This is a genomic window from Trichlorobacter sp., from assembly GCF_034008105.1.
GTDB lineage: Bacteria > Desulfobacterota > Desulfuromonadia > Geobacterales > Pseudopelobacteraceae > Trichlorobacter.
Genome location: NZ_JAVEPN010000001.1, coordinates 76,163 through 91,765 on the forward strand (window position 1 = coordinate 76,163; position 15,603 = coordinate 91,765).

Genomic DNA, 15,603 nt, shown 5'->3' on the forward strand with positions numbered 1-15,603 from the left:
CAGTAGCGGAGGATTCGAATGGCTAAAGACGATCAGGCAGGTACCGAAGCCCCGGAGGGCGGCAACAAGAAGATGCTGTTTATCATCATTGGCGCCGCTGTGGCGGTGCTGCTGGTGCTGGTCGTGGTGTTTATGATGATGGGTAAAGGTGACAAGAAGGAGAGCGGTGAGGGCGAAGGGGCCAAGACCGAGGCAGCCGCCGGAGGTGGACATGGCGGAGCGCCTGCTGCCGGCGGTGAAGGAGCGGCTGGCGCTGCCACCGTCTTTGCGCTGGAGCCGTTCATCGTCAATATCTACGATGGCCAGGAACTGCGTTACCTGAAGGTCAAGGTCGAGATGGAGATGGCCAACCCCGCCATCAAGCCGGAGCTGGACGGGCGGCTGGCAGCGATGCGTGATGCGATCCTGGTGGTGCTGACCAGCAAGACGCTGCAGGACATTCAGGATATCCAGGGTAAAAATCAGCTGCGCGAGGAGATTCTGACAGCAGTCAGCAAGATCGTTGCCCAAGGGAAGGTTACCAGGATCTACTTTACCGACTTCGTGATCCAGTAGCGGTGGCTATGGAGAAGATCCTTACCAAAGCCGAGATTGAGGCGCTGTTGAATGCGGTCTTTGATGGCCGCATCGAGCCTGAGAAGGAACTCTCCAAGACCGAGGGGACCGCGGTCAGCTATGACCTCTTCAACACCGAGGCCTACCGCGGCTTTGTCCCTAACCTGGACATCGTCTACGACAGCTTTATCCGCTATGGTCGTATCACACTTTCCAACCGACTGCGTAAAGTAGTCGAGATCAAGAAGCAGGGCGCCAAGTCGTACAAGTTTGACGACTTTCTCCAAACCCTGCCCTCACCGGTTGCCATGGCCCTGTTCAAGCTGGAGCCGCTGAAGGGCGTCGCCCTGCTGGCCATGGATAGTGCCTTGGCCTATGCCTTTGTAGACAGCGTACTGGGTGGCACCAGCCGCAATGCCATCAACCCGAACCGTCTGTTCACCACCCTCGAGTTGAAACTGATCGAGAAGGTGTGCGCCGACATCATGGCCGACCTTGAAAAGGCCTGGGCGCCGCTCTACCCGGTCAAGATGAACCTGCTGCGGATGGAGATGAACCCGCGGCTGGTGACGATCGTCCCACCTGAATACCAGGTGGTCACCATGACTCTCAAGGTGCAGATCGAGGAAACCGTCGGCAGCATGGTCTTTACCGTGCCGTTCATGACCATCGAACCGTTACGCGATAAGCTGCGCGAGGGGATGCAGTTCGATCTGATGGCGATCGACCCGCAGTGGTCCTACCGCCTGTCAGCTGAACTGGTCGAGGCGCCGATGGAGCTGTCGGTTGAGTTGGGCAACTCGGTCATATCGTTGCGCGAACTGCTGGATCTGGCAGTGGGGGACACACTGATGCTGGACAAGCCGTGCACCAGCGAACTCACGGTCAAGGTGGAGGGAGTGCCGAAGTACTGTGGTATCCCCGGTATCCGGCATGGCAACAAGGCGATCCAGTTAAGCAGCATCCTAGATCAGAAGGGGAGTCACAGTGAGCGAAAAACCTGAATCCACGGAAAACGGCCAGGAACGCCAGAACCTCGAATTCATTCTGGATATACCGCTTCAGGTCACGGTTGAACTGGGCCGAACCAAGCTCTTGGTTAAGGATATCCTGCAGTTGAACCAGGGGGCCGTGGTTGAGCTGACCAAGCTGGCTGGCGAGCCGCTGGATATCTTCGTCAACTCAAAGCTGGTGGCGCGCGGTGAGGCTGTGGTAGTCAACGAGAAGTTCGGCGTGCGACTGGTGGATATCGTTAGCCCCAATGAGCGGGTTGAGAAGATTCTGTGACCCTGCGGGCAGCCCTATGCTCGGCTTTAGTGGCCACTGCGCAGCTTGCAAACGCTAGTGAGGGGTTGCCTTCCAGCGGCGGCATGTCGCTGTTCAGCAGTTTTATGCAAATGGCACTGGCCCTGCTGGTGGTGGTTGGGCTGATCCTGCTGGTCTACTACGGTACGACACGCCTGATGAAATCGGTGCCTGCCTTCGGCCAGGTCGGCCGCCTGATACGGGTGCTTGAGGTGCGGGCCCTGGGGCCGCGTAAGTCATTGGTGCTGGTGGAGGTCGGGGGTGAATACCTGCTGTTGGCTTCAACCGACAATCAACTGCGCCTGGTCAAAAAAATCGATATGCTGGAAGAGATCGAGGTGCTGGATGAGACGGCGCCACGCAGTCCCTTCCTTGCTTTTTTAAACAAATCATCTTCCACACCGACGTAGTCTGTCCATGTTTTACGGAACTGCCCATGACCCCTGATCGCCCACTTTTGCGTTACTGGCCTTGTGCTGTAACACTGCTGCTGGTATGTGCTGCAGCAACTACGGCCTGGGCAGCACCGGTACCGTTGCCGTCGCTCAACATCGGCGTCGGCACTGCCACCCGTCCTGGCGAGGTGGCCACCACGGTCCAGATATTCCTGCTGCTGACGGTACTGTCACTGGCGCCGAGTCTGCTGATCATGACCACCTCCTTTACCCGGATCGTGGTGGTACTCTCGTTTTTGCGGACCGCCATGGGTACGCAGCAGGCGCCGTCCAACCAGATCATCCTTGCGCTGTCGCTCTTTCTGACCTTTTTCATCATGACGCCGGTCTGGCAGCAGATCAATCAAGAGGCCTACCAGCCGTTCAAGTCAGGTGTCATCTCGCAGGAACAGGCCTTCGACAAGGCGGTTGCACCGATCAGAAAGTTCATGTTGACCCAGACCCGTGAAAAGGACCTGGCGTTGTTTGTGAGTCTGTCCAAACAGGAACGGCCGAGAAACGCCAGCGAAATACCAACCTTAACCATCATACCGGCCTTTATGATCTCTGAGTTGCGTACCGCCTTCCAGATCGGCTTTCTGATTTATATACCGTTTATTGTGATCGATATGGTGGTGGCATCGGTACTGATGTCGATGGGTATGATGATGCTGCCGCCGGTCATGATCTCGATGCCGTTTAAAATTCTGCTGTTTGTGCTGGTTGACGGCTGGGGCCTCGTTATCGGCTCGCTGGTGAAGAGCTTTGGTTAGGAGGATACGTTCATGACACCTGAGCTGGTGGTGCAACTGGCTCGCCGCAGTTTCGAGGCGACCCTGCTGCTGGCAGCGCCGCTTTTGATCTTCAGTCTGGTAGTCGGCCTGGCGATCAGTATCTTTCAGGCGGTTACCTCAATCAATGAGGCCACCCTGGCCTTTGCCCCCAAGATCGTAGCCGTGATGATTGCCATGGTGATCTTTTTCCCCTGGATGATGAGCTATATGAGTGACTTCACCCGTGAGATATACGCCCTGATCGCCGTTATGCGGCGCTAGTCTGATGTTTCCGTTCGTCTCGCCGCTACCCGGCCCTGCCGACGTCTTCCTGTTTGCCCTGATTTTGTGCCGCATAGCCGGACTGTTTGCTGCATTGCCGCTGTTTGGCGGCAAGCGGCTACCGACCCGCATCAAGATTGTGGCGGTGGTGGCCATCACCCTGGTCTGTGCGCCGGTCCTGCAGCTTACCCCGCCCCCTGTGCCGCAGGATGCCTTTGGTGTCGCTCTGATGGTCATGCGCGAGATTCTGATCGGCTTGACCCTGGCCTTCATCACCCAGGTCATCTTTGCTGCGGTAGAATTCAGCGGTCAGATCATCGGCATGCAGATGGGATTCTCGATCGCCTCGGTGATTGATCCAGCCATGGGCACCCAGACCCAGATCATGTCGGTTATGCAGACCCTGTTGGCCACCCTGTTTTTTTTATCCCTCAACATTCATCACATCTTCATCCGTGCCATTGTTGACAGCTTCAGCATCATCCCCCTGGGGGGCTGGCAGATGAGCGAAGCGCTCATGGCTACCTTGATCACCGTGAGTGCCGATGTATTCATACTGGGTATACGGCTGGCTGCGCCGGTCATGGTTACCCTGCTGCTGACCAGTGTGGTGCTGGGGGTGATGGCCCGATCCTTCCCGCAGATGAACGTCTTTATGGTTAGCTTCCCACTCAATATCGGGCTTGGCTTCCTGGTGCTGGGCGCAACCCTGTTGCTCTTTTTCCATGTGCTGGAGCTGGCCTTCGGCACGCTGGGTAGCCAGGTGCAACTGCTCTTCAGGCTGATGGCAAAGGGGGGATGATAGCTGGCCGACGAGGACAAACACTCCAAAACAGAACAACCTACCGGTAAGAAACTCGAACAGGCCCGGGAGAAAGGCTCACCACCCACCTCCCAGATGCTGACCCTTGGCTTCACGCTGTTAGCTGGCATGATAACCCTCAACCTGTTGGGCGGCTATATGCTGACTGGACTCAGGCGGCTGACGGTGCAGACCTATCAGCAGATTGGCAGCTTCGAGCTGGCGCCTGAAAATGTCTATACATTGATGCTGCGCCTGTTTGCTACCATCATTATGCTGATTGGCCCGGTTATTGTGGCCGTGCTGGCCACCGGGGTGCTCAGCCATGTGGTGCAGGACAACGGACGGCTTGACTTCCAGTGGGGCCGCATCACCTTTGATCTGAACAAGCTGAATCCGGCCAAGGGGATCAGTAAGTTGTTCAATAAAGACGCCCTGGTGGAGATCGTCAAGTCATTGCTCAAGTTGCTGGTGATCGGCTGGATCGCCTACCGGGTGATGCAGGACGAGATGCAGAACATTACGTTGCTGGCCGAGTCGGATATCAGCGGCATTCTGAGTTACGCCGGGCATGTTGCCTTCAAGATTGTAACCCACACCTGCGGCATCATGCTGCTGATCGCTGTGCTTGACCTGGGCTATGTCAAGTGGCGCTACATCGAGAACCTCAAGATGACCAAGCAGGAGGTCAAAGATGAGCACAAGGAGATGGAGGGTAATCCGGAGGTCAAGGGTAAGATCAAGAGAATGCAGTTTCAGGCTGCCAAGCGCCGCCTGGTAACGATCATCCCCACGGCCGATGTGGTCATCACCAACCCGACCCACTATGCGGTGGCGATCAAGTACGATCGTAGCCGGATGATGGCGCCGCTGGTGATAGCCAAAGGAGTCGATGAAATGGCGCTGGCGATTCGTGAGTTGGCCAAGGAGCATAAGGTTACCCTGGTTGAGAACCGTCCCCTGGCACGGGAACTGTTTGAGAAAGTGAAGGAAAATCAGGAGATCCCCGAAGGGCTCTATGCTGCTGTTGCCGAGGTGCTGGCCTATGTCTACCGGATGAAAGGTGTCATGTAATATAAAGTCGTATTTTTGACTAAGTCAAAAATACGACAGGCCGTTGGGCCTCTGGCCATACAGGTGAGCAGGAACAACTGTAGTGGTTATGGTGGTGTAGGGCAGCACCGCGGCTGGTGGTGTGATGTCCGTGAGGCGGCATGAAAAGTGCATCTCTACCGTGTTCTTTTCAATGCTGACGCCTGCGGGCGGCAAATGACAAAGGCATGACACCATGGCCAACGGCAGCACAGTTCAGGCACTTGAACTGAAAAATTTCCGCAAAAATTCTGACATCTATGTTGCAATAGGATTGATCGGCATACTGGCGCTGATGATCATTCCGTTGCCGGCCATGGTGTTGGACCTGTTTCTGGCGGCCAATATCACCATCGCCCTGGCCATCCTGCTGGTCTGTCTTTATACCCGTCATCCCCTCGATTTTTCGGTGTTCCCCTCGGTGTTGCTGGTTACCACCCTCTTCAGGCTTTCGTTGAACGTTGCCGGTACCAGGCTGATCCTGATGCACGGCGGTGAAGGCGCAGAAGCCGCAGGCGCTGTGATCAAGGCCTTTGGTACCTTCGTGGTGGGGGGCAACTACGTGGTGGGCGCGGTGATGTTCCTGATCCTAGTGGTGATCAACTTTGTGGTTATCACCAAGGGTGCTGGCCGCGTGGCCGAGGTCTCGGCCCGCTTTACCCTGGATGCCATGCCGGGTAAGCAGATGGCGATCGACGCCGACCTGTCGGCCGGTTTCATTACTGACAAAGAGGCCCGCAACCGGCGCGAAAAGGTGCGTCGCGAGGCCGACTTCTACGGTGCCATGGACGGTGCCAGCAAGTTCGTGCGTGGCGACGCCATCGCCGGCATCCTGATCATGCTGATCAACATCTTTGGCGGACTGATCATCGGTGTCTGGCAGCAAGGGCTGGCCTTGGACGTGGCCCTGACCAACTACACCCTGTTGACCATCGGCGAGGGGTTGGTGGCCCAGATCCCGGCCCTGATCATCTCCACGGCCGCCGGCATCATCGTCACCCGTACCGCCGATGAAAACAATTTCGGGCAGGAGTTGACCGGTCAGTTCCTCAACTACCCCAAGGCCTTTTACGTGGTTTCCGGGGTCATGTTCCTGTTTGCAATGATTCCAGGACTGCCCCACTTTGCGTTTCTGCTGCTGTCCGGCATTTCCTGGCTGGTGGGGCGTATGTCCCGTGAGATGGCCCAGGTGGTGGAGGAAGAGACAGCGGCGGCTGAGGCGGCCGTCTCGGAAGAGGCCCAGGATCAGGCCGCAGCCATACGTCCGCTGGATACCCTTGAGCTTGAGGTGGGCTACGGCCTGGTGCCGATGGTGGATGCGGCCCAGGACGGCGAACTGTTGGAACGTATCCGTTCAATTCGTCGCCAGTTCGCCCAGAAGATGGGCTTTGTGGTGCCGCCGATTCATATCCACGACAACCTGCAGCTGAAGCCCTACGAGTACAACCTGCTGATCCGGGGCGCCCGGGTGGGCGGCAGCGAGCTGACCGGCCAATACCTGGCCATGGACGCCGGCGCAGTTACGGCCCAGTTGCCCGGGGGCAGCACCAAGGAACCGGTATTCGGACTGCCGGCGGTATGGATTCGCAGTGAGGATCGCGATCAGGCCCAGGTTAACGGCTACACCGTGGTGGACAGCACCACGGTCATCGCGACCCATATCAGCGAAACCATTCGTCGCTATGCCCACGAGCTGGTGGGGCGCCAGGAACTGCAGCAACTGCTGGATAACGTGGCTGTCACCGCGCCCAAGGTGGTGGACGAACTGATACCGGGGCAGCTCGGGTTGGGCGTCGTGTTGCGGGTGGTCAAGGCGTTACTCAAGGAAGGGGTTTCAATCCGTGATCTGCGGACCATTCTGGAGACCCTGGCCGATTATGCTGCCTTGACCAAAGATCCAGATGTGTTGACCGAGTTTGTGCGCCAGTCGTTGGGCCGGTTCATTGTCGACCAGTTCAAGATGGACGAGGACACCCTCTACCTGGTGACCATCGACCGCGAGGTGGAGGATCTGGTGGCCGAAGGGATTCAGCCATCGGATCAGGGCAGCTACCTGGCCATTGAGCCCGCCTCGGCACAACAGATCATCGCGTCGATCCGTACGCTGGTGGATCGTTTCGGTATGTACGGTGCGCAACCGGTGGTGTTGGCCTCGCCCTCGATCCGGCGCCATGTCAAAAAATTGATTGAACGGTTCGTGCCCCATGTGGCGGTGCTGTCCCACAATGAGATACCGCAGAATGTCAAAATTCAGTCATTAGGAGTGGTGAGCGTCAATGCTGGTTAAAACGTTTCAGGCGGCCACCATGGCCGAAGCACTGCGTCAGGTAAAGGCTGAGCTCGGACCTGATGCCATGATCCTGTCCACCAAAAAGGAAAAACAGGGCGGTATCCTGGGGTTTTTCAGCAAGCAGGTGGTCAAGGTGACCGCTGCCATCGATCCCCATCGGCCGGCTCCGCCACCGCCAGCAGTGGTGCGCGAGCGCCCCGAGCGGGAACGCACTGCCAAGGAAGAGTTTGAGAACTCGATGCTGGCCCCCTTGGCCCGTGAGCTGAGGGAGTTGCGTGAGCGGGTTGAACAGCTTTCCAGGCGGGAGGAAGAACAACGCCAGCGCCAGCCGGAAGCGCCAGCAGCAGAGGAAGAGAGCGTTAAGCCGGGTGAAGTGGCCGGGATCAATCTGAACAACATTCCCCGGCAGGACCTGGAAGAGATCAAGAAGCTGCTGCTGAACACGTTGACCCGCAATCAGGGAGGCGATGTTGTCCAGACGGTGCAGTGGCCAGATTCCGGTAGCGGCCAGCCATCTCAGGAAAGCCCGGCTATGGCAGTCGATGGCGAGGAAGTGACGCCCCTGGCCAGGGAGCTGGAGCGACAGGGGATTGACCACGAGGTGATGGATAAGATCATCGCCACCATCAATACCCTGCCGGCTGAACAGGAAGAACAATCGATCTCAGGCAGGCTGGGGGCGGCTTTTGGGCGGCTGATCAAGTTTACCGGCATGCTGCGGCTCAAGAAAAACGCACCGCGCATCATCGCGTTGGTGGGACCCACCGGCGTCGGCAAGACCACCACCACCGCCAAGCTTGCCGCCATGTACGCCCTGAACCGCGGCAGCAAGGTGGCCCTGGTGACCATGGACATTTTTCGGGTTGGGGCGGTGGAGCAGCTCAAGACCTATACCAAGATCATGGGCATTCCGCTGGAGGTGGCTTCAACGCCTAAAGAGCTGGAGCGGGCGGTTGAGCGTCATGCCGATTGCGACCTGATCCTGGTGGACACTGCCGGCAGGAGCCACAAGGATACCGAGAAACTGGACGAGATGAAGGTCTTTCTGGAAGGAATCCAGTCCGACATCTATCTCTGTCTGTCGGCAACCACCAAAGATCGCGAGCTTGAAGAAATACTTAAACGTTTCAGTGTCTTTGAGGTCAGCAAGGTTGTTTTTACCAAGCTGGATGAGTGCGAAAGCTTCGGTTGCATCGTCAATCTGTTGTTAAAGGCGAATCTGCAGATCGCCTACTTCACCACTGGCCAGCGGGTGCCTGAGGATATCGAGGTTGCCACGTCGGACAAATTGGCAGAGTTGATCTTGAAGGGGGCGGAGGCATGAGTAGCGTACGTGGCACCGGCGATCAGGCAGACACCTTGCGGCAGATGGCCCGCAGTGCCAAACGACCCCCGCAGGGCAACGCTGCGTCGGGAACAACCGGCGAGGGACAGCAGGGTATTCGTGTGTTGTCGGTCACCAGCGGTAAGGGTGGGGTGGGTAAAAGCAACGTGGTGGCCAACCTGGCCATGGCACTGGCCAACCAGGGCAAAAAGGTGCTGATTGTCGATGCCGACCTGGGAGTCGGCAACCTTGATGTGCTGCTGGGACTTTCACCTCAGTACAATCTGAATAACGTGCTGTCGGGCGAATGTAGCCTGCCGGAGATCATCGTTGAGGTCAACTCGCACATCAAGCTGATTCCAGCCGGTTCGGGAGTGCAGGAATATACCAGTCTGGGCCAGCATGAAAAATTGAGGCTGCTGGACGAACTGGATATGCTGGAAGAGACTTTCGATGTGATGATCATCGATACCGAGGCCGGCATTTCCGACAACGTTACCTATTTTACGGTGGCCGCCCAGGAGATCATCGTGGTGGTCTCGCCAGAGCCGACCTCGATCACCGACGCCTACGCGCTGATCAAGTTGCTGGCAACGCGTTATTCCGAACATCATTTTAAGGTTTTGGTCAACATGGCGCGGGATAGCGAGGATGCCCTGGAGGTGTTCCGCAAACTGGCCAATGTGGCTGGCCGCTTCCTGGATATCTCGCTTGATTATCTGGGTTGCGTGGTGCGGGACGAGCGGCTGGTGGAGGCCGTAAAGAAGCAGAAGGCGGTTTTTGAGCTGTTCCCGGAGTCAGAGGCTGCCACCTGCTTCACGACCCTGGCTAAAAGAATCATGGAAAACAGCCGACAAACTAGACTGAAGGGTAATATTCAGTTCTTTTTCCGACGTTACCTCGATCTGTCCGACGGAGAGCAGCCGTGAGCCGCCTGCGGGTGTATGAGGAGCAGAGCGGCGGCCGGGCCCAGGTGACCCGTGAGACGATCATCGTCCAGCACCTGCCGCTGGTCAAATATCTGGTGAGCCGTTTTGTGGCCCAGGTGCCGGCCCATCTTGATCCGCAGGACCTGACCAGCGCCGCCATCGTCGGGTTGATCCATGCCGCCGACCGCTTTGACCCGGGCCGTGGCGTACAGTTCAAAACCTTTGCCGAACAGCATATCCGTGGCGCCATTATCGATGAACTGCGGGCCTGCGATCCCTTGAGCCGCACCGTGCGTGACAAATGCAAGTTGGTGGAACGGGAAATGCATAAACTGGAGCACAGCCTGGGGCGCAACCCCAGCAGTGAGGAGATGGCCGAGGCGCTGCAACTCAGCCTGAATGATTACCATCAATTGCTGGACGAAGTGCATGAGTTCTCGTTTATCAGTATTGACGACAGTTGGAATGATGACGAAGGGCACCCGTTGAGCCTGGCCGATGTACTGGGGGATGACGAGCAGAAAGGTCCCCATCAGCAGGCAGTGGCTGCACAGCTCAGTGAGACGTTGGGAACAGCCATCGACGGGTTGCCGGAAAAAGAACGGCTGGCAGTGACGCTTTACTACTACGAAGAGCTGAACCTGAAGGAAATTGGAGCGATCTTGGGTTTAACCGAGTCCAGGATCTGCCAGATACTCAGCCAGGCCATGGCCCGGTTGAAGGGCAAGCTGAAGCAGTTTCGTCCCTGAAAGGAGTTTCGTATGAACGGTGGCATGTACTCGGCCCTATCGGGTAATCTGTCCGCCATGAAACGGCTGGATGTGATTGCATCGAACCTGGCCAATGTCAATACCAGCGGCTTCAAGAAAGACCGCCTCGCTTTTGAGAGCGTGCTGGCCGGCACTCAAAACCCTCCGGCCGTTCCACCGTCCCAGACTGCCGATCCGGTGCTGTTGCAGGAGCGGATGCTCACCGATTACAGCAGTGGAGCCCTGCTGCAGACCGGCAATACCCTCGACATGGCGCTGCAGGGCGATGGATTTTTCGTGGTTGCCACCCCTGACGGTGTGGCCTACACCCGTCAAGGGCATTTCAGGCTGGCGGCCGACGGCACACTGGTCACTGCTAACGGCTATCCGGTTCTGTCCAGCGGCGGCCAACAGCCGATCAGGATTGACGCGGCAGGACAACAAGGGGGCGGTAAGCCGGTGGTCAGCCATGAGGGTGTCATCACGCTGAACGGTGAAGAGGTCGGACAGCTGGCGATTGTTGATTTTCCGAAACCGTATCAGCTGACCAAGACAGCCGGCACCCTGTTTGTGCCTGCCGAGGGCAGCGACGCAACGCCGCAGGCGGCCAATCCCACCACCACGGTAGCCCAGGGAACACTGGAACAGTCAAACGTAGATGCTATTTCCGAGATGGTACAGATGGTTGAGGCCAGCCGTTTTTTTGAATCCTGCCAACGGGTGGTGCGTAACTACGACGACATGGCGGCCAAGGCGATCAACGACCTGGCCCGTGTGTAAACAGTAACCGATGCAACTGATCAGACAAAGGAGTAACCAGCCATGATGAGATCTCTCTGGACCGCAGCGTCCGGCATGAATGCCCAGACGCAGAATATCGATGTGATTGCCAATAACCTGGCCAACGTCAATACCACCGGCTTCAAGAAGAGCCGCCCAGATTTTCAGGATCTGATCTACCAGACCGTGCAGAATCCTGGCGCTCCCTCCACCAATGCCACCCAGGTGCCTAACGGTATCCAGTTCGGTCTGGGGGTGCGGCTGGCCGCAGTCTCCAAGCAGTTCACCCCGGGCGATTTCCAAAACACCGGTGGACAACTGGACGTGGCCATTGAGGGTGAGGGCTTCTATCAGATTCAGATGCCGGATGGCAGCACCGGCTACACCAGGGCCGGCGCCTTCAAGATGGATAGCAACGGTCGCATTGTGACGCCGGAAGGCTATCCGATGCTGCCGGAGATCGTGATCCCCAACAACTCCACCAAGATCACCATCGGCACCGATGGTACGGTCTCGGCGGTCCAGGCCGGGCAGACCGCCCCGACCACGGTCGGCAACATCCAGTTGGCCAACTTCACCAACCCGGCTGGCCTGTCATCCATGGGCAGGAACTTCTACCAGGAAACCGACGCCTCGGGTAACGCCACCACCGGCACACCGGGTCAGAATGGCCTGGGAACCATGGTGCAGGGCTTCCTGGAGATGAGTAACGTTGATGTGGCCACCGAGATGGTCAACATGATCATCGGCCAGCGGGCCTATGAGGCCAACTCGAAGGCGATCACCACCTCCGATGAGATGCTGCAGCTGGCCAATAACCTCAAGCGGTAATGGGTGTGCTGCGTAGTCTGTGGATAGGATTGCTGCTGTCGTTTGTATTGAGTCTGTCTGCCGGCGCAGCCGGGAAGCCTGAACAACCCCAGTTTTTGACAGAGGGCGAGGTCAGGACGGCGGTGGAGCGTTACCTGACAGAGAAGTTGCGGGGACGTGGCTGGCAGACCACCATCAGTCAGCTGGCTATTCCGCAACGGGTCAGTCTGCCCAAAGGGGTGCGTGACCTTGAGATCGTGGCTCCCTCTTCCTGGGATGGCTGGGGAGCGGTCAGTATGGCCTTGCTGGTGCGGGTGAACGGCGTGATGGAGAAAAATCTGCCGCTACGCCTGACCGTTGATGCCCGAACCGAGATGGTGGTGGCCAATCGACAGCTGCTGGCCGGTACCGTGTTGACTGAAGAGGATCTGTCGCTGCAGCAGCGGGAGGTAGCCCAGGCCGCTGGTCTGCATGTCAGTGCCATCGAGGATGTGGTCGGCATGAAGCTCAGGTCGATGGTCCGCAGCGGCGCGCCGGTTAAAAGCAACCAGCTGCAAAAAGTGCCGGTAATAAACAATGGACAGCTGGTGACGATCGTGGCCGAGAGCGCCGGTTTCCGGATGACGGTGACCGGACGCGCCAAAGGTTCCGGCGGGGTGGGCGATATCATCAAAGTGGAAAATCTCAATTCACGCAAGCAGTTTCCGGCCCGCATCGTGGACAGCACCACCGTAGAGGCCGGCTTTTGAAAGCGGGAGCAGCGTCTATGAAACAGTATCTGGTGATCGCAGTGGCAGCACTTTTGGCGGGCGGTTGCGTGGTGCAGCAGACCGAAGTGGTCAGCCCGTCGTTTGATCAGCAATTGAAGCCAAACGCGCCAAGTTACAGTAACGGCTCAATCTGGCAGAACGCCAGTATCCCGCTCACCGAGGACGGCAAGGCGCGTCGCCTGGGCGATATTGTGACGATTGTGATTACTGAGAACGCCACTGCCAGCAAACAGGCCACCACCGCCACCGGTCGTTCCTCGGAGATCAGCGCCGGTATTCCCAATATGCTCGGGTTGGAAGGTTCGAGTATTCTTACCAAAAATTTTGCTGACCTGTCCAACCTGATCAACGCCAGTGCCAGTTCAAGCTTCGACGGCAGCGGTTCGACGACTCGCAAGGAAAGCCTGTCCGCCACCATCACCGCCAAAGTGGTGGATGTGTTGCCCAACAGCAATCTGCTGATCGAAGGTCGGCGTAACGTCAAGGTGAACAATGAGGATCAGATTGTCACGGTGAAGGGGACCATCCGTCAGCGTGATATAACGGCAGAAAACACGATTAACTCGATTTACGTGGCCGATGCCCAGATCACCTATAGCGGTGAAGGCATCATCTCGGACCGGCAGAAGCCGGGCTGGCTGATGAACGTGATTGATAAGCTGTGGCCCTTTTAACGGGTGAGGACATAACCATGAAAACAATCGTAACTATTGGTTTAGTGCTGGCCTGCCTTGTCGCGCCGGCCCAGGCGACCAGAATCAAGGATGTGGCCGCCTTTGATGGCGTGCGCGATAACCAACTGGTGGGCTACGGTCTGGTTGTCGGCCTGAACGGCTCGGGGGACAGCGACCAGACCAAGTTTCCGGTGCAGTCACTGGTTAACGTACTGGAACGGATGGGGATAACCGTCAACCGTAATGACATCAAGGTCAAGAACGTGGCTGCGGTGATGGTGACGGCCAACCTGCCGCCCTTTGCCAAACAGGGTACCCGTTTGGATGTGACTGTTTCCTCGGTGGGTGATGCCAAGACCATCGCCGGTGGAACGCTGGTTATGACGCCGCTGCGTGGTGCTGATAATCAGGTATACGCTGTGGCCCAGGGGTCGGTGCTGACCAACTCCTTCGCCTTTGGCGGCCAGGGGGCCAGCGCCACCAAGAACCACCCAACAGCCGGCAGAATCGCCGCTGGCGGACTAGTGGAGCGGGAACTGCCCAATGTGCTGGCAGGGCGCTCTGCCCTGCGGCTGAACCTGTCTCAGGCCGATTTTACCACCGCATCGCGCATAGCTGCGGCCATCAACAAGCAGTTCAACGGCAGTGCCACCACCGGCGACGGCGGTTCGGTGATGGTGCAGCTGCCCCAGGATTACACCAATCGACCGGTAGATTTTATCGCCCAGGTTGAAAACCTGGAGGTTGTGCAGGATATGCCGGCCCGGGTGGTGGTCAATGAACGGACTGGCACCATCGTGATGGGTGAGGCGGTCAAGATCGCAGCGGTGGCTGTCTCCCACGGCAACCTGGCGCTGACCATCAAGGAAACCCCGAAAGTGTCGCAACCTGCACCGCTTTCGCAGGGCGAAACCACGGTGGTCCCCCGCACGGAACTGAAGGTGAAAGAGGAGCAGAAACGGCTTTCGCTTGTGCCGGCCGGCAATACCATCGGTGATGTGGTTCGTGGGCTGAACCTGTTGGGTGTAACCCCGCGTGACCTGATATCCATCCTGCAGGCCATCAGGGCCGCCGGAGCGCTGCAGGCCGAACTGGTGATTATTTAAGTCCGCGCAGCGGTCAAGAAAAGCTGCCAACCAGCCGATAGGATAACCATGATGAACAGCGAACTGACCATAGCGCCGACGACCCTGTTGCAGCAACAGCAGGTTGAGCAGCTGGGGGCCAAGTCCCGGGGCGGCTCAGAGCAGTTGAGTGATGCCAAGCGCAAAGAGCTGAAAAAGATTTCCCAGGATTTCGAGTCGTTGTTTGTCGGCATGATGCTGAAATCGATGCGGGCCACGGTGCCGGAAAACAAGCTGACCGGCGGTGGCAGGGCGGAAGAGACGTTTCGCTCGATGCTTGATCAGGAGTATTCGACTGCAGCGGCACAGCGTGGGGGCATCGGCATCGCAACCATGGTCGAAAAAGAACTGCTGAAACGATATGAAGGTGTACCTCAGGCCGTGCGACCTACAGCAACAGGTGAAGACAATGAGTAGCGGTATGACCCTGCTGGTGGCAGCCCTCCAGGAACAGTTGGCCGTATTCAAGGAGTTGAACGGACTGCTGCTGGAAGAGCAAGAGGCCATTGTCAGCCTGGATACCACGCGCATGGAACAGCTGAACAGCCTGAAAGAGCCGGTGGTGGCCCGTCAGTTCAGGGCAGCCGACGGGCTGAGAGATGCGTTAGCTGGTTTGTCGCGCCAGGCTGGCGGCGCGTCGGCCAAGACCGTCAGCGACCTGCTGCAGAAGCTGCCGAAGGAGGCCGCTAAGGAGATTTTGCCACTGCAGCAGGCGGTGCAGCAAGCCGGTAACGAGGTCCATCGGCAGGCACAGCACAACCGTGAACTGCTGGAGCGTTTCCTCGGCACGGTCAACGACTCGCTGGGCTTCTTGCTGCGGGTGTTGAATACCTCCAACCAATACGGTGCGTCTGGAACGTACATCCAGCGGGCGCAGGCCGGTGCGGTGATGGTCAACAGGGAGGCCTAA

The 15,603-nt window shown here is 57.9% G+C and carries 19 protein-coding genes; all 19 read left to right on the forward strand.

What is annotated here, in order from left to right; translation table 11 throughout:
- Positions 1-18 precede the first annotated feature (18 nt).
- The 19 genes from fliL to RBQ93_RS00425 all read left to right on the forward strand — a co-directional run bounded on the left by fliL (position 19) and on the right by RBQ93_RS00425 (position 15,603).
- Positions 19-555: a flagellar basal body-associated protein FliL gene (gene fliL, locus RBQ93_RS00335; RefSeq protein WP_320370007.1), complete on the forward strand. Its 537-nt coding sequence runs from the start codon at positions 19-21 to the stop codon at positions 553-555.
- An 8-nt stretch (positions 556-563) separates the two neighbouring features.
- Entirely contained in the window at positions 564-1,559 is a 996-nt protein-coding gene (gene fliM / locus RBQ93_RS00340; protein ID WP_320370008.1) for a flagellar motor switch protein FliM, read from the forward strand.
- Entirely contained in the window at positions 1,543-1,842 is a 300-nt protein-coding gene (gene fliN, locus RBQ93_RS00345; RefSeq protein ID WP_320370009.1) for a flagellar motor switch protein FliN, read from the forward strand. The genes fliM and fliN overlap by 17 nt, the downstream gene beginning before the upstream one ends.
- A 104-nt stretch (positions 1,843-1,946) precedes the next feature.
- Positions 1,947-2,270, forward strand: a complete 324-nt coding sequence (gene fliO / locus RBQ93_RS00350) for a flagellar biosynthetic protein FliO (RefSeq protein ID WP_320370010.1) — start codon at positions 1,947-1,949, stop codon at positions 2,268-2,270.
- Positions 2,271-2,296: 26 nt separating this feature from the next.
- Entirely contained in the window at positions 2,297-3,067 is a 771-nt protein-coding gene (gene fliP / locus RBQ93_RS00355) for a flagellar type III secretion system pore protein FliP (protein ID WP_320370011.1), read from the forward strand.
- A 12-nt stretch (positions 3,068-3,079) separates the two neighbouring features.
- Entirely contained in the window at positions 3,080-3,349 is a 270-nt protein-coding gene (fliQ, locus tag RBQ93_RS00360; protein WP_320370012.1) for a flagellar biosynthesis protein FliQ, read from the forward strand.
- Between the two features lie 4 nt (positions 3,350-3,353).
- Positions 3,354-4,151 carry a flagellar biosynthetic protein FliR gene (gene fliR, locus RBQ93_RS00365; RefSeq protein WP_320370013.1) on the forward strand — a complete coding sequence of 266 codons (798 nt, stop codon included), beginning with the start codon at positions 3,354-3,356 and terminating at the stop codon, positions 4,149-4,151.
- Between the two features lie 3 nt (positions 4,152-4,154).
- Positions 4,155-5,225, forward strand: a complete 1,071-nt coding sequence (flhB, locus tag RBQ93_RS00370; RefSeq protein ID WP_320370238.1) for a flagellar biosynthesis protein FlhB — start codon at positions 4,155-4,157, stop codon at positions 5,223-5,225.
- A gap of 214 nt (positions 5,226-5,439) precedes the next feature.
- A complete protein-coding gene (gene flhA, locus RBQ93_RS00375; protein ID WP_320370014.1) occupies positions 5,440-7,530 on the forward strand; it encodes a flagellar biosynthesis protein FlhA in 2,091 nt (696 codons plus the stop codon).
- Positions 7,520-8,857: a flagellar biosynthesis protein FlhF gene (gene flhF / locus RBQ93_RS00380; RefSeq protein ID WP_320370015.1), complete on the forward strand. Its 1,338-nt coding sequence runs from the start codon at positions 7,520-7,522 to the stop codon at positions 8,855-8,857. The genes flhA and flhF overlap by 11 nt, the downstream gene beginning before the upstream one ends.
- A complete protein-coding gene (locus tag RBQ93_RS00385; protein WP_320370016.1) occupies positions 8,854-9,786 on the forward strand; it encodes a MinD/ParA family protein in 933 nt (310 codons plus the stop codon). Before flhF ends, RBQ93_RS00385 begins: the two co-directional genes overlap by 4 nt.
- A complete protein-coding gene (locus RBQ93_RS00390) occupies positions 9,783-10,535 on the forward strand; it encodes a FliA/WhiG family RNA polymerase sigma factor (RefSeq protein WP_320370017.1) in 753 nt (250 codons plus the stop codon). The genes RBQ93_RS00385 and RBQ93_RS00390 overlap by 4 nt, the downstream gene beginning before the upstream one ends.
- A gap of 12 nt (positions 10,536-10,547) precedes the next feature.
- Positions 10,548-11,315, forward strand: a complete 768-nt coding sequence (flgF, locus tag RBQ93_RS00395; RefSeq protein WP_320370018.1) for a flagellar basal-body rod protein FlgF — start codon at positions 10,548-10,550, stop codon at positions 11,313-11,315.
- A gap of 42 nt (positions 11,316-11,357) precedes the next feature.
- Entirely contained in the window at positions 11,358-12,146 is a 789-nt protein-coding gene (gene flgG / locus RBQ93_RS00400) for a flagellar basal-body rod protein FlgG (protein ID WP_320370019.1), read from the forward strand.
- 5 nt (positions 12,147-12,151) lie between these two features.
- Positions 12,152-12,874: a flagellar basal body P-ring formation chaperone FlgA gene (gene flgA, locus RBQ93_RS00405; RefSeq protein ID WP_320370020.1), complete on the forward strand. Its 723-nt coding sequence runs from the start codon at positions 12,152-12,154 to the stop codon at positions 12,872-12,874.
- Positions 12,875-12,891: 17 nt separating this feature from the next.
- Positions 12,892-13,569, forward strand: a complete 678-nt coding sequence (locus RBQ93_RS00410) for a flagellar basal body L-ring protein FlgH (RefSeq protein WP_320370021.1) — start codon at positions 12,892-12,894, stop codon at positions 13,567-13,569.
- Between the two features lie 17 nt (positions 13,570-13,586).
- On the forward strand, positions 13,587-14,675 hold the full coding sequence (locus tag RBQ93_RS00415; RefSeq protein ID WP_320370022.1) for a flagellar basal body P-ring protein FlgI: 1,089 nt from the start codon (positions 13,587-13,589) through the stop codon (positions 14,673-14,675).
- A 51-nt stretch (positions 14,676-14,726) separates the two neighbouring features.
- Entirely contained in the window at positions 14,727-15,110 is a 384-nt protein-coding gene (locus RBQ93_RS00420; RefSeq protein WP_320370023.1) for a rod-binding protein, read from the forward strand.
- Complete coding sequence (locus RBQ93_RS00425; RefSeq protein WP_320370024.1) at positions 15,103-15,603, forward strand: flagellar protein FlgN; 501 nt, start codon at positions 15,103-15,105, stop codon at positions 15,601-15,603. Before RBQ93_RS00420 ends, RBQ93_RS00425 begins: the two co-directional genes overlap by 8 nt.

What these genes read in the sequence shown, in the direction of transcription:
- RBQ93_RS00425 (WP_320370024.1), top strand. Translation starts at nt 15,103, where the DNA reads ATGAGTAGCGGTATGACCCTGCTGGTGGCAGCCCTCCAGGAACAGTTG.
- fliR (WP_320370013.1), top strand. Translation starts at nt 3,354, where the DNA reads ATGTTTCCGTTCGTCTCGCCGCTACCCGGCCCTGCCGACGTCTTCCTG.
- fliO (WP_320370010.1), top strand. Translation starts at nt 1,947, where the DNA reads ATGCAAATGGCACTGGCCCTGCTGGTGGTGGTTGGGCTGATCCTGCTG.
- RBQ93_RS00415 (WP_320370022.1), top strand. Translation starts at nt 13,587, where the DNA reads ATGAAAACAATCGTAACTATTGGTTTAGTGCTGGCCTGCCTTGTCGCG.
- RBQ93_RS00410 (WP_320370021.1), top strand. Translation starts at nt 12,892, where the DNA reads ATGAAACAGTATCTGGTGATCGCAGTGGCAGCACTTTTGGCGGGCGGT.
- fliP (WP_320370011.1), top strand. Translation starts at nt 2,297, where the DNA reads ATGACCCCTGATCGCCCACTTTTGCGTTACTGGCCTTGTGCTGTAACA.
- fliL (WP_320370007.1), top strand. Translation starts at nt 19, where the DNA reads ATGGCTAAAGACGATCAGGCAGGTACCGAAGCCCCGGAGGGCGGCAAC.
- flgF (WP_320370018.1), top strand. Translation starts at nt 10,548, where the DNA reads ATGAACGGTGGCATGTACTCGGCCCTATCGGGTAATCTGTCCGCCATG.
- RBQ93_RS00420 (WP_320370023.1), top strand. Translation starts at nt 14,727, where the DNA reads ATGAACAGCGAACTGACCATAGCGCCGACGACCCTGTTGCAGCAACAG.
- RBQ93_RS00385 (WP_320370016.1), top strand. Translation starts at nt 8,854, where the DNA reads ATGAGTAGCGTACGTGGCACCGGCGATCAGGCAGACACCTTGCGGCAG.
- flhA (WP_320370014.1), top strand. Translation starts at nt 5,440, where the DNA reads ATGGCCAACGGCAGCACAGTTCAGGCACTTGAACTGAAAAATTTCCGC.
- fliM (WP_320370008.1), top strand. Translation starts at nt 564, where the DNA reads ATGGAGAAGATCCTTACCAAAGCCGAGATTGAGGCGCTGTTGAATGCG.
- fliQ (WP_320370012.1), top strand. Translation starts at nt 3,080, where the DNA reads ATGACACCTGAGCTGGTGGTGCAACTGGCTCGCCGCAGTTTCGAGGCG.
- flhF (WP_320370015.1), top strand. Translation starts at nt 7,520, where the DNA reads ATGCTGGTTAAAACGTTTCAGGCGGCCACCATGGCCGAAGCACTGCGT.
- flgG (WP_320370019.1), top strand. Translation starts at nt 11,358, where the DNA reads ATGATGAGATCTCTCTGGACCGCAGCGTCCGGCATGAATGCCCAGACG.